General features: G+C 65.6%; 8 protein-coding genes. 6 read left to right on the top strand and 2 right to left on the bottom strand.

Going from position 1 to position 13,770, the window contains the following annotated elements; translation table 11 throughout:
* Positions 1 to 245: 245 nt before the first annotated feature.
* Positions 246 to 1,622, bottom strand: coding sequence for a sigma 54-interacting transcriptional regulator OrpR (orpR, locus tag DVU_RS09935; RefSeq protein ID WP_010939383.1), 1,377 nt, complete (start codon positions 1,620 to 1,622; stop codon positions 246 to 248).
* A 168-nt stretch (positions 1,623 to 1,790) separates the two neighbouring features.
* Here orpR and DVU_RS09930 point away from each other — a divergent pair, with 168 nt between their 5' ends.
* From DVU_RS09930 to DVU_RS09905, 6 genes are all read left to right on the top strand, one after another.
* On the top strand, positions 1,791 to 2,303 hold the full coding sequence (locus tag DVU_RS09930; protein WP_010939382.1) for a hypothetical protein: 513 nt from the start codon (positions 1,791 to 1,793) through the stop codon (positions 2,301 to 2,303).
* A gap of 20 nt (positions 2,304 to 2,323) precedes the next feature.
* A complete protein-coding gene (locus DVU_RS09925) occupies positions 2,324 to 3,229 on the top strand; it encodes a nucleotide-binding protein (protein ID WP_010939381.1) in 906 nt (301 codons plus the stop codon).
* Entirely contained in the window at positions 3,226 to 4,089 is an 864-nt protein-coding gene (locus tag DVU_RS09920) for an ATP-binding protein (protein WP_010939380.1), read from the top strand. The genes DVU_RS09925 and DVU_RS09920 overlap by 4 nt, the downstream gene beginning before the upstream one ends.
* A gap of 484 nt (positions 4,090 to 4,573) precedes the next feature.
* Positions 4,574 to 6,694 (top strand): autotransporter assembly complex protein TamA, encoded by a 2,121-nt coding sequence (locus DVU_RS09915; RefSeq protein WP_223295093.1) that lies wholly within the window; start codon positions 4,574 to 4,576, stop codon positions 6,692 to 6,694.
* The gene (locus DVU_RS09910) at positions 6,694 to 12,045 is read left to right on the top strand and encodes a translocation/assembly module TamB (RefSeq protein WP_010939378.1); all 5,352 of its coding nucleotides are present in this window, start codon (positions 6,694 to 6,696) and stop codon (positions 12,043 to 12,045) included. The genes DVU_RS09915 and DVU_RS09910 overlap by 1 nt, the downstream gene beginning before the upstream one ends.
* 225 nt (positions 12,046 to 12,270) lie before the next feature.
* The gene (locus DVU_RS09905; protein ID WP_010939377.1) at positions 12,271 to 12,687 is read left to right on the top strand and encodes a universal stress protein; all 417 of its coding nucleotides are present in this window, start codon (positions 12,271 to 12,273) and stop codon (positions 12,685 to 12,687) included.
* 140 nt (positions 12,688 to 12,827) lie between these two features.
* Here the strand turns inward: DVU_RS09905 and DVU_RS09900 are convergent, their stop codons facing one another.
* Positions 12,828 to 13,709, bottom strand: a complete 882-nt coding sequence (locus tag DVU_RS09900; protein WP_010939376.1) for an ATP-binding protein — start codon at positions 13,707 to 13,709, stop codon at positions 12,828 to 12,830.
* Between the last annotated feature and the right edge of the window lie 61 nt (positions 13,710 to 13,770).

Genomic DNA, 13,770 nt, shown 5'->3' with positions numbered 1-13,770 from the left:
GGGCGTAAAATGCGCCTTGTCGTGGCCATGTGGGCGCAAAACACGCCCTATGTCAGGGGGAGACGGGCTGGCAGGGATAGCCGCCAAGGCGTCGGGCAGGGGATAACGGTCTTGGAGACCGGCATGGAGGCCAGCGCGGCGAGGTGTGGTCAGACTGGCTACACGGGGTGCGCAGACAGGTCTGTCGGGACTGAGAGGCGGCGTTAGCGCGCAGGGTGCGCCGGGAATGGCGTCGACCGGCTACGTCATTTCGTGTCGCCACGTTGCAGGATGCGGCGCAGCGTGTCCTTGGAGATGTCCAGTTCGCGGCAGGTCGCCATCCGCCTGCCATTGTTGCGGGCAAGGGCGTCGACCACCGCCCGGTATTTGATGGCTTCAAGGGTGGCGGGCTGTCCGTCGTCTCCGGGCTCCCCGGCTGGGCGGGGCTGCGGACGTGAAGGCGCGAGGGAGGGGGTGGCGATGCCCCCTGCGTGCAGCAGGTACTCCGGCAGGTGTTCCAACTGGATGAACCCGTGCCCGCACAGGATGAAGGCATATTCGATGATGTTGTCGAGTTCACGCACGTTGCCCGGAAATGGGTAGCGCAGCATGAGGTGCAGCACATCCTCCGAGACGCCTTCGATGTCCTTGCCGGTGAGCAGGTTGCGCCGCCTGACGCAGTGGTCGATGAGCGCGGGCACGTCTTCGGGGCGTTCACGCAGCGGGGGCAGACGCAACAGCACCACATTCAGCCGATAGTAGAGGTCGGTGCGGAACGTGCCTTCGGCCGTCATGCGTTCAAGGTCGCGGTTGGTGGCCGCAATGACACGCGCCAGCGCGGGTTCCGCGTTCACCGCCCCCAGCGGTTCGAAGCACTTCTCCTGAAGTACCCGCAACAGCTTCACCTGCAAGGGCAGGGGCATGTCGCCAATCTCGTCGAGGAAGATGGTGCCGTCGCCCGCCGTGTGGAAGCGCCCCGGCTTGTCTCGGCGTGCGTCAGTGAATGCCCCGGCCTTGTAGCCGAACAGTTCCGATTCCAGCAGGTTCTCAGGCAGCGCCCCGCAGTTGACGCCCACGAACGGCTTCGCGGCGCGGGGGCTGAGGTTGTGCAGCGCACGGGCGAAGAGTTCCTTGCCCGTGCCGGATTCGCCGAGAATGAGCACCGGTGCGTCGCTGGCGGCTATCTGCGGAAGGAGGTCGAGAAGGCGCGTCATCGCGTGGCTGCGGGTGACGATGTCCTCTACGGTGCGTTGCCCTTCGAGTTCACGCCGCATGAGGTGCAGCGCGGTGAGGTCGCGGAACGTCTCGACCCCGCCAATGAGCCTGCCGCGTCTGTCTTTGAGCGGTGCGGCACTGATGCTGACGGGAACGCGCGTCCCGTCGGTGCGCACCATGAACACCGTGCGGCTGCCGAAGGGGGTGTCCTGTTCCATGCAGGCGCGCAGGACACATGCGCCGTCGCACACGCTGGAGTGGAACACGTCTCGGCAGCGTCGGCCCAGTGCCTCTTCGGCGGGGACTCCCGTGATGGCGGCAGCGGCACGGTTGAACGAGGTGATGCGCCAGTCGAGGTCGACCGTGAACACGCCGTCGGCGACACTTTCCATGATGGTTTCGCAGGGGATGTCTCGGGGCAGGGCCATATGATCCTCCGTGTGAAAGTCTCTATCATGTGGGCGCATTTTGCGCCCTATTTTTCTTGGGCGTGCATGTGTGTTGGGAAAAGATGTTTGATTACGATGTATTGGAGTCGTGGAACGGAACGTGCTTCGTCCGTGGCAAACGCTGCATACGCGGCGGAAGGAGCACATATGCCATACGGAGATGGAACCGGGCCGTTCGGGACCTATGAAGAATGCCCTGTCGGGCAGCGTCCGGGGCAGCGTCCGGGGCAGACAGGTCTAGGCCCTGCCGGTGCCGAAGCCGGTGCGGGTACAGGTGTTGGCAGAGGGGCCGGTCGTCGTCGTGGTCTCTGCCGCGGTGTCGGGCTTGGTGCCCAGTTAGGTACCCAATTCGGTGCAGGTAGAGGCGCGGGCCGTGCTGCCGGACAGGGGGCGACACTGACACCGCAGACGGAAGAAAACGTCGTCATGTCTGAACGCGGGGCACCTCTCGATGTCGTGATGTCTCCCGGTGCGGGCGACCGTGGCGGCTTCGGACGTGGCACGGGCTGTGGCCGTATGCGCGCCGGTCGTGTGCCCACTGGGCAGGGGCGTGGCAATGGCCGTGGCAACGGGCAAGGGTTCGGACGGCGGGGACGCTTCACCGGAGACTCTCCGGCCCTTGCCGATGCGCCGACTGACGCCGCCCCCGAACGCAACTGACACATGGACAGGGAGAACGCATGAATATTGCCGTAGCCAGCGGCAAGGGCGGCACGGGCAAGACCACCGTGGCTGTGAACCTTGCGGCATCGTATGCGATGCAGGGCCTTCCCGTGACGCTGGTGGACTGTGATGTCGAGGAGCCCAACGCGCATCTGTTCGTGGATGCGCGTTGGCAGGTTCGTAGCCTCTGCGGTGTGCCCGTGCCCGCCATCGACCCCGACAGGTGCCTCGGTGAGAGTTGCCGTCGCTGTGTCGAGGCGTGCCGTTTCAAGGCACTGGCCATGCTGGGTGGTGAACTGCTGGTCTTCGCCGAACTCTGCCACGGGTGTGGACTCTGTGAACTCGTCTGCCCGGCAGGCGTGGTAGGCACGGCAAGCCGTCCGGTGGGTGAGGTGCGGCAGGGCGTGGCGAGTTGCCATGTCCATGGCGAAACCTGCCACATGGCGTTCCGCGACGGGGTGTTGCGCGTGGGCGAGGCCATGGCGACACCGCTCATCAAGGCCGTGAAACGCACAGCTGAAGACGCCAATGCCACCAGCCATGCAGGGTATGGCGTCACCCTGTGGGACTGCCCGCCCGGAACGGCCTGTGCCACCATCAACGCGCTGGACGAGGCGGACTTCGTGGTGCTGGTGGCCGAGTCCACCGCCTTCGGGCTGCACGACCTCAGACTGGCTGTCGGGTTGGTGTGCCATCTCGGATTGCCGCACGGTATCGTCATCAACCGTTTCGGCATGGGTGACGACCGGGTCGCAACATGGGCCGCCTCAGAAGGCATCGACGTACTGGGCAGACTGCCGTTCAGCCTCGAGGCTGCTTCGCGTAATGCGGGTGGCGGCTTGTTGCTGGATGCCTCGCACGACCTTGAAGCCGCCTACCGCGACCTTGGCGCAAGGCTTCTGGAAAAGGGGATAAGGTCATGAAACAGTTCGTCGTCATCAGCGGCAAGGGCGGCACGGGCAAGACCAGCGTGACGGCGGGGCTTGCAGCCGTCGGCAAGGACATGGTGCTCGCCGACTGCGATGTGGACGCCGCCGACCTTCATCTCGTCCTTGCGCCGGAGATACGCGAACGCCATGATTTCATCAGTGGTGTCGTGGCCTCCATCGAACCCGAAGCCTGTATCTCATGCGGGCTGTGCACCACACATTGTCGGTACGGGGCCATTCCGCAGGGCTATGCACCACAGGTGGCACCGGAGCATTGCGAAGGCTGCGGCGTATGCGCCCATGTCTGTCCTACAGGGGCTGCGCGCCTGAGCGACAGGCGTTGCGGTGAATGGTACGTCTCCGACACGCGCTTCGGGCCCATGGTACATGCCGCGCTCGGCATCGGTGAAGAGAATTCGGGCAAGCTGGTGAGCACCGTACGCACCCGTGCCCGCGAACTTGCCGAGGCACGCGACGCGTCTGTCGTGCTCATCGACGGTTCGCCCGGTGTCGGTTGTCCGGTCATCGCCTCGCTTGCCGGGGCGGATGCCGCGCTTGCTGTCACCGAACCCACCGTTTCGGCCTTGCACGACCTTGAGCGTGTCCATGCCCTCGCCCGTCACTTCGATGTGCGCATGGCGGTACTGCTCAACAAGGCCGACATCCACCCCGGCATGGCAGAGCGCATCATCGGCTATTGCACCACACACGACCTGCCTCTGGTGGGCCGCTTCGGCTTCTCTCCCTTGTTCGTACAGGCACAGCTGGAAGGCAGGACATTGCCGGAACAGGATTCCGGCGAGTGGAGGCAACGGTTCAACGGAGTTTGGAACCAGTTGCTGGCACTCGTCTGACCGCGTGACGTCGTCGTCATTGGCCCTGTTCCGCAGGGGCTGGCGAAGAAGAGCGCATCATCCGGCCCTTGATGGCGGCGACAACCCCCGTCAGGCCTCGCAGCATCGTTACATGCGCGAAGTCTGACGGGGGAACGCCTTCCCATGCCTTTCAGGCGTCAGCCATAGGACGGAGAGTGCCCGCGTCCCGCCGCGCCCGTCTGTCTTGCCCCCTCCTGCGTGGATTGCCAGCGCACAAGCTGTCAGTTGGCAAAAGAGGGCGGAGGGCGTTATCGTGCGCACCATGCAGATGCGTGCCCTTCTTTCGTGTCTTGTCCTCGTGCTGGTCTTGTCCGGTTGTTCCGGGCGCACCCGCCCTGTGTCCGACGGTGGGGGAAGTGACCCTTTCCCTACGGTGGTGCCACCACCGCAGGCAGGGCAAGGCAGTGCCCATGACCGGGGGCCGGGTGACGCCCCAGACACGAACGCCGCGCACCATACGGACATGCAGCTTCCTTCCGCATCCGGAAACGCCACATCGCTTACGCAGCACATCTTGCCCGAAGGCCTGACACCGCCGCAGGTACCCGCCGACCTTTGCGCGGGTGCGCCGACTGCGAAGCAAGACACCTCGCATGACGCGCGCCCCGTGCCCTACGAGGTGACCTTCTCCATCGCTGACGATGCAGGTGCGTCGTCAGTCTCCACCGAGGAACGCTCCGCACTGCTGGATGCCGTACGCGGGGTGAGCCTTCTGGAACGCCTCGCCGACCAAGCCCCCGACAGCGTCACCGGTGTCGAACGCCGCCTTCGGTCTGACGAGGATGAAGCGCGCAACGTGCTGCATTCCCGTGGCTTCTACGCCGGTCGCGTAGAGGGGCGGCTTGATGCAGCCTCATCACCCTTGCGGGTTACGCTCACGCTCTTTCCGGGGCCGCTGTACACGGTGGCGGACTCGCGGGTGGTCTACCGTGCGGGGGCAGGACATTCAGAGGTGGCAGACGACAAGGCGGGCATGACGGGCGTGGTAGGCATGGTGGGGCCGGCTGACGCGCCAGACCAGACAAGTGCATCAGACCAGACAAGCGCGACAGGTCAGGCAGCAGACAGCGCAGGGGCGGGCGATGATGTTCCCTCTCCATCGTTCGCACACGGAACGCCGGAAGAGGGTGGCATGAAAGGTCGCCCCGCCGGAATCGCCGTACCTACGGCCGATGCCGATTCCGCCCCTGTTCCCGAAGGGTTCCCTCGTGCACTGTCCGACGCCGGGGTCGCCGGGGGCGCCCCCGCGCGGGCGGACGACATCCTCGACGCCGTGGCGCGGATTCCGGTCTTTCTGCATGAACGGGGGCATCCCTTCGCAGTGGTCACGGGCACCCGATTCGAGGTCGACCACGCTGCGCACACCCTTCATGCCACCGTGACCGTCGACCCCGGCCCCTATGTGCTCATGGGCGGGCTGGATGTGGAAGGCGCGGACGACGTGTCACGTGACTATGTGGCGACGTACGTCGGATGGCGACCGGGGCAGCCGTGGGATGAGCGCCTTGTCGAGCGTTTCAGGGAGTCGTTGCGCGGCACAGGGCTGTTCAGCGGCATGGAGGTCGTTCCCGCCGACCATGACGACGCCACCGGATGTCGGCCCGTGATGGCGCGCCTGACCTACGGCCCGCCCCGCAGCTTCGGTGGTGGGCTACGATACGATTCGGCCTTGGGGCCGGGTGTGCTCGCCTTCTGGGAGCATCGCAACCTGTGGGGCGGAGGCGAGCGGTTGCGCCTTGAACTGCCCGTGTGGGAACGGCGGCAGGAGGTCGTGGCCTCGTTCCGCAAGCCGTTCCTGCTGCGCCCCGACCAGGATTTCATCGCCGATGCGTGGGCACGTAACGAGAACTCCGACGCCTACGACCAGCGCGCGGGGGCGGTGTCCGCCAGTGTCGAGCGTCGCATCTCACGGCACCTGTGGGCCAGCGCGGGCGGTACGACCGAGGGCGGTTCCATCAACGACCATCAGGGACCGGAGCGTTCCTATTCGATGTGGGGCGTACCGCTCACCATCAGGTACGACGGTACCGACAACCTTCTCGACCCCCATGAGGGTGTCCGGGCGGCCCTTTCGACGACGCCGTATACCGGGGTGTATCACGAGTGGCGGTCGATGGTGCGAAGCCGTCTGGACGCCAGCGCCTACACGGCGTTGCCGGGAGGGCGTACCGTGCTGGCGCTGCGGGCGGCGGCGGGGGCGTTGCATGGAGAGTCGCCCGCCGACATCCCGGCGTCGTTCAGGTTCTATTCCGGTGGTGGCGGTTCCGTACGCGGCTACGCCTACCAGTCGCTGGGCCCGCGCGATGGCGACGTGCCGCTTGGCGGCGGTTCGTTTGGCGAGGTCGGGCTTGAGGCGCGAACGCGCATCACCGAGACACTCGGTCTCGTGACGTTCGTCGATGGGGGCAACGTCTACGAGGAGTCCATGCCGCGTTTCGGAGACGGGATGCGCTTCGGTGCCGGTGTCGGGCTGCGGTACTATACGGCCATCGGCCCGTTGCGGTTCGATGTGGCGACACCTGTCAATCCGCGAGAAGATGACGCGCCTCTCCAGTTCTACTTCAGCATAGGGCAGAGTTTCTGATGCGTTGGCCTGATTCCCTCAAGGCCCTTGGTGGTCGCCTGCTTCCCCGGCTGTATGCATCTCGCGCACGACGTGTCGCGGTATGGTGCGCGGCGGGTGTGACGGGTCTTCTTCTCGCCCTTCTGCTGGTGTTGCGAACCCCGGCAGGGGAATCCCTCGTCGGGCGGGCTTTGGTGCTGGCGGCATCCCGTTCTGGCGTGGCCCTTTCCTACGACCGGCTGTCCGGGCCGTTGCCCGGTGTGCTCACGCTGGAGGGGGTGCGCCTTGGCGACGCCTCGGGCGAATGGGCGACGGCGGACACGGTGGCCTTGCGCTGGCGACCCGTGGCCCTGCTGTCGGGCGAGGTCTCCATCGATGCGCTGGAGTTGAGCGGGCCCCGGCTGTACCGGGCGCCTGTCGTGGAACATGGTGAAGACAAGCCCGTCACGGACGATGCGGCAGGTGCTGTGCGTCCTTCGCTGTCTACCCTGCCCGCGTTGCACATCGGCAGTGTCGAGATGACGGATGGGCATCTGGGCGGCGCGTTCGCAGGTACGCCGCTCGGGGTGGCCTTTTCCGGCGCGGTCACGATGCGACCGGGGCACGCGGATGTGCGGGCTGACGCCACTGTGCGGGTCGAGACTCCTGAAGGGGGCACCGATGCGCGTGACGCCTGCGTCGCACGACTTCGCGCCGGGGCTTCCGGCGGGCGGTCGTGGGTCGACGCACGTCTGACGGTGGGGGGCGGCCATATACCGGGTGCGGGGGGGGATTCAGCGGCAGCGGTCAATGCTGCTGCGTCGTCCGGCAGCCTTGCGGGCGTTCTCATGCCGTGGCTTCCGCGCGAGATTCTCTCCGGGCAGGGCGGGATATCCCTCTCTCTCTCGGGTGACGGGACAGCGGCTGACTGGCGGGCGACGGCAAGGGCTGACCTTGGCGATGTGCTCGTGTTCGAGGGGGAGGTCGCATTAACAGGTGAGAGGCATGGCGCGGATGCTCACACAGACGCGAAGGGTAGTCGGGTGCCATCCTCGGGGGCAGCACTGGCAGGAGTCGGGGTGACCGGGACGGCGTCGCTGGTTCCCGGTACGGCGACACCGCAAACGTGGCGAGCCCTTCTCGGCGAACGTGTGGACGTGGGCTGGAGTGCCACCGTGCGTGATGCCGTATCGAAGCCTGTCGTCTCCGGCGGTTCCGTGAGGGCGTCTTCGCAGCACTGGCAGTTTACGGCAGAGAACATCATGCTCGAGAATCGCGCGGGCGGCTCGGGTTTTTCGTTGCAGTATGCGGCGCAGCTTGCCGATGGCGCACGCCTTGCCCCGCTCGTATCCCTGCCTTTCGGCCGTCTCGTCCTTGAGGGCGACGCCCAAGGTTCAGCAACGGCGCAGGGTGCACTGCTCGGTGTATCCGGTCGCGCAGAGGTTGGAGGTCTGCCGGGGCGGCAGGCGGATTTGCCCGTTTCCTATGGGCTGTCCATGCGGCGCGAGGGAATGGACGTGCTGCTGGACGACCTGCGCCTTGAGACGGATGGAGCGTCCCTGCATGCAAACGGGCAAGGTCAGGGACAAGCGGCGGGGCGCGGGAGTCGGGTACAGGGCGACGTGGGATTCGAACTGGCGGAGGGGGGATGGCTTGCCGCAGTGGCAGGTGCCCACGGGCGTATCAGGGCAACTGTCGACATCGAGCGCGGAAGCGCCCGCCGGACTGTCGGGGCCATTCCTGTCGGTCAGGGAGGGCAGGACGAGCGCGAGGCTGAAGACCGCCAATCCGCAGGCATGGAGTCGCCTGACAGGGCTGACGGGCCAATGCCGGTCGATGGCGTTCCCGTACCCCTGCCCGGTACATCAGCCGGAATGGTGCCCCGCAGTGACGTGGCATCGGGGGCAGGGGCTGCTACGCCCGATGCGTCTGACGGCATGGGGGGCGACGTCCATGCGGGTGTGAAGGCGGCATGGCGTATCACGGGCGAAGGTCTGCGCTGGCGGTCACCCATGCTGGCGGGTCTTCTGGGACGGTCTCCGGCGGTGGCGGGGACATGCGAAGTGGTCGGCGACACCATTGAACTCGATGTGAGCACTCTCGCGGGGGCAGGGCTACGCGGCACGGCGTCCCTCCGCTATGGTGCGCGGGAGGCGCCACGTCCAGCCGATGCGAGAAGACCTTCTGCTCACGACACCATGGGGGAAGGCGCCAAGACGCTGAATGCCATGGCAAGCCTCGCACTGACTGACATATCGGTCTTGTCACCCGCGCCGTCCGGCACGGCAGCCTTGCGCGGGCCGATGCATGTTGCCGTGGGTATCACTGGTGACGCCACATCCCCGGCGTTCACGCTGGAGGCGTCGTCGCCGCGTCTTGTGGCGAAGGGAGGCGACATCGTCGCCCCTGTCCTGCATGTGGCAGGTGTCGTGTCGCGTGACTCTGTCCGTGACGCCTCCCTGCGCGGGGAGAGTGCTTCGGGGCTTTCTCGCGTTCATGCTTCTCGCCGTCCGGCTGACAAACCGCGCGGACACCCGGCAGGGATTTCCGTGTCGGGAAACGTCGCGTTGAGTGCACGTGAGGCATGGCAAGCGCCCATGGGGGTGACCGCCACGTGGGGCCTTGATGGGGCGGGCGCGTCGGGCTTCAGGCTGGATGCATTGCGTGGAACCCTTCTTGGTGTGGATGTCTCTGGCGCGCTGGCTTTTGCCCCACATGGGACGGGAGGGGGCACGGGCGGCGTGGCTGGCAAAGGTTCGAGGGCTAGGGCGGAGGGAACGCCAGGTGACGTTACGCCGTCGGGTGACGGCCTCCTGTCGGGTGGCTTCGAAGCTGTCGTCATGGACTGGAAGCCCCTCGCCGCGTTCGCCGGGCTTCCCCTCAGCGGGCGAGATGCGCAACTGCACATGCGTTTCTCCGGCGAGAAGGTGCAGCCCTCTCGAGTCAGCAAGACTTCTGCACGTCGGGGCGGTCAGGCTGTGTCGGCGGTCTTCTCGGCAGCGGAGATGGACATGGGGGCGGTTTCCGCCAGCCATGTGCGTCTTGATGCCGCCGGGTATGCCGACAGCCTTGCCACGGCGCTGCAAACCGCAAGCTATTCTTTGAAGTTGACCACTGCCGGTGGTGAGATGCGGGGCATCTCGTGGCTCACCGCCGGGGCGACTCTCGAAGGTGATGCCCGCGATGCCCGGTTCGACCTGCATACGCGGGGCGACCTTGTGACCGACGTGGCGGGCAGCCTTCTCATGCAACGGGCTGAAGTGCAGGTGCAACGCCTTGCGGTGCGCCGTCCTTCAGCCGGTGCCGGAGTGCGTCTCACCGGCCCCGCCCGGTTGTCCCTCGCAGGTGGGCCGCGTCTTGATGCCGCAGATATGGCGTTCGAACCGCAGGGGCGCGCGCAACTGACCTTCGACCTGCGTTCAGGGACGGAGGCCTCGCTGCGTCTGCATGATGTCCCGGTATCGTTGGCCCGCCTCGTGGTCGATACAGTGCCTGTGGCGGGAGAGGTCTCGGGCGAGGCCCGCGTGAGCACGGTGGAGGGCAGGACGGAAGGTGCCTTCCGGTTCGAGACCGGCAATCTTCACCTCTCCGGTGATGCTGTACGCCGGGATGGCACCCGGCCCTCTACCGCCAGCCTGCTGCTGACCGGGCGACTTGCCCCGGAGGATGCGAAGCATGGCAGGCTCACCGCAGCTTTGGAAGTCGGCCTGGAGGGACTAGAGGCGGCACGGGCTGACATCTCCTTGCCCGTGCAAGGCCTCGCATCAGGCACCCCGGCATTGCGGGAGGCGTCGCCGGTTTCGGCCCGAGTCAGGCTGCGCGGTGATGTGGCGCCGTTCTGGCGCTTCGTGCCCTTGCCGGACAGACGCCTTGCCGGACGCGCCGATGTCGCCGTCGATGTGACGGGTACGGTGGAAGCACCGCAACTGGCTGTGCGCGGGTTCCTCTGTGGCGGTCGGTACGAGGACCTCGTGCAGGGCATACTGCTCACGGATATTACGGGTGAACTGCGGCACGATGCGGGTAACGGGCTGGTGTGCCGCCTCGCCGCGGCAGACGGCAAGGGCGGGCGTGTCGTTCTTAACGGGGCACTGCTTGCGGGCGGCGGGTTCGGTTTCATGGCAGGGGCTGCACAGGGTGGTACCTCGTTGGCGGATGGGGCGTCGCCGCGTGCCATCGGCGGCATGTCGGCGTTGTTCCCCACTGGCGAAGATGACCGCGTCGTTGCTGCGCCTCTAGCCTCTTCAGTGCGCGGCGCCACGCCTTCTGTCGGGGCGGTACAGGGTATGGGCAACCATGCAGGCCCCACATCGGGAACAGGACAGTTACGCGCTGCCATCCCCGGCCCCTACATCGTGCTTCGCGGGGCCATGGCAGGTCTGCGCCCTTTCAGGCGTGACGACCTCGACGTCACACTCTCCGGCCCGGTCGAACTCACTGGCCCCTTGCGCGCACCTTCGCTACATGCCGACCTTGTGCTCGAAGGGGCTACACTTGAACTGGTGAACGGCCTCGGTTCCACGGTGCGGACGTTGAACGTGCATGAAAAAGGGGCCATCGCCGCCGGGAGAGTGTCTGGCGTTGCCTTGCCGGATGCAGCGTCGTTGCTGCTGGACATTGCGGTTCGTGCTCCAAACAGGCTGTTCGTGCGGGGCAGGGGGCTGGACAGCGAGTGGCAGGGGCGCTTGCATGTGTCGGGAACGGCGGCGAAACCCACGCTACGCGGAAGCCTGTCACCGGTGCGGGGCCGTTTCTCGTTGCTCGGCAAGCCGTTCGTCTTCACCAAGGGGGCAATCACCTTCGCGGGTGCCGTGCCGCCCGACCCTGTCCTCGACCTTGAGCTTTCACACGCGGGCAGTACCGTGACAGCCTTCATACGTGTCGGAGGGCGGGCCTCGAAGCCGACGCTCACCTTCGACAGCCGTCCGTCGTTGCCGCAGGATGAAGTGATGGCACATGTGCTTTTCGACAAGTCGGCGACCGAACTGAGCCGCTTCGAGGCGTTGCAGGCCGCCAATGCCATGAGAATGCTGGCGGGCGTGGGCAAGGCGGGCATCGACCCGCTTGCCACCGTGCAGGAGACGCTCGGCATCGATGTGCTGCGTCTCGGAGACGGGCGCGGCACGCAGGACACCGCCCGCATCACACCCGCCGGGGACAGGGCGCTTTCATCTCCGGCGCGTCAGGCCCAGACTCCCGCAGTGCCGGAAGGCCCTTCGGTCGAGGCTGGCAAGTACCTCATGGACAACGTGTATGTGGGCGTCGAACAGGGGGCGGAAGCCGGGTCGTTCGGGGTGCGGGTCGAGGTCGAACTGCTGCCGCGGGTCAACCTTGAAGGCCGGGCTTCATCGACTTCGAGTGATATCGGAGTGATGTGGAAGAAGGATTATTGACCATGGATTGCGTTTCTTCCGAGTGGCATGAGAATATACACGTTCCTCTTGCTCAAACTGTCAGCGGACATTAACTTCAAGATAGCCGGAACCGTGTCGGCCCGGTTGCTCCGCATCGAGGCGTCGTAACGCCTCATCCGTCCGGGGACTGCCACCCACCCGTAACGGGCAGGGCGGGGCAATGCTTGTGAACCGCTTGAGTGCGAGACGCCAAGGAGGAGTACCATGAAGATTCTGGTAGCCATTGACCAGTCCGGTTATTCCCAGAAGGCCCTTGAGTGTGCCGTCGCCAAGGCCCTCAGTGAGAAGGCCGAGTTGTTCATCGTCAGTGTGAACGAGCAGCTTTACGAGTATGCGGAGTTCGCCGTGGGTGTGGACATCGAGGACAAGTTCACGACCATGGCCCATGAAATCGTCGACAAGGCCGTCGCCTATGCCAAGGGAAAGGGCGTCGTCGCCCATGGTGAACTGCTCAAGTCGCATTCTGCGGCTGGCGCTGTCATCGACTTCGCCAAGGACAAGGGGGTCGACCTCATCGTGGTCGGTTCGCGTGGTCGAGGTGCCATAGAGCGCTTCCTGCTTGGCAGCGTCGCCACGAAGATCGTCACACACGCGACATGTTCGGTGCTGGTCGTACGCTGACGGCGGCAGAAGAACGCTTCGAAGATGACGACAGGCTCTTGAAAAGGACGGGCGCGGCACAGGCTGCGCCCTTTTCTGTTCGTATCGATGTGACGAGGAGACGGGACGATGTCTATCTCATCCCGTCTGGCATTGGATGGTCATGCACAACAGACGCCACGAGAAGGTGCAAGAGACTGTTTTGTATGTGCGCTTTCCATGACCTGTTGCAGCAGCATTGTCACAAACTCGTCTACCATGGCGGATTCCGGAAGGCCGGTGACATGGGCGTGCTCAAGCATGCGTTCCTGAAGGCCCGCCAGCGTGGGGATGGCAACCCGTCTTTCCGGTAACGCAAGGGCGGGGGCGAGGGTGTGCAATGCCTTCCCGTCCGTGGCATCGGACGATGCCAACGGCCTGTTCCTCATGCCTGAACAGGAATGCCTGTTCAGGGCCAGTACCTGACGAGGCAACCCCAGACCTGTTGCCAGTTGCGAGATTTCTGATGCGGTCTCGAGGCTGCGCAGGCTGGGTTCACTGACGACCACAAGCGCGTCGACCATGGCAACTGTGCCGCGTCCGAGGTGTTCCACACCCGCTTCAAGGTCGACCAGCACCCATTCATCACGGTCATAGACAAGGTGGGCCAATAATGCCTTGAGCAGGGCGTTGGCTTCGCATGCGCACCCCCCGCCGGCGTGGGTTATGGAGCCCATGACGAGTAGACGTTTACGCCCAGCAGCGACTCCTGTGACTGTCGGCCCCCCCAGTGGTACGGCGACAGAGAGTGCCTCCGGCAGGTCCTCCACGTCGGGGGTGAGGTTGATGAGCCCGCTGCTGATGCGTTCCATGATAATGTCGTGCCGATTGATGAGCGGGGCGGGCAGGTCGGTGCGGGCAAGGCCCGAGGCACGGCCCAGCGAAAGAGCAGTGTCGGCATCGATGAGCCATACGTTGTGCCCATGGCGGGCCAGATAGTCTGCTGTCCATGCGGTGAGCGTCGTCTTGCCTGCGCCGCCCTTGCCCGCAAATGCCAGTTTCATGAGTGTGCTCCTGCGTGGTCGTAAGAGGGCGGGAGGGCGTGTGGCAGACGCCCCCCGGCGT

The sequence above is a fragment of the Nitratidesulfovibrio vulgaris str. Hildenborough genome, from assembly GCF_000195755.1.
Lineage (GTDB): Bacteria > Desulfobacterota > Desulfovibrionia > Desulfovibrionales > Desulfovibrionaceae > Nitratidesulfovibrio > Nitratidesulfovibrio vulgaris.
The sequence above is the reverse complement of the archived record's forward strand: the minus strand, read 5'-3'. Positions and strand labels throughout refer to the sequence as shown.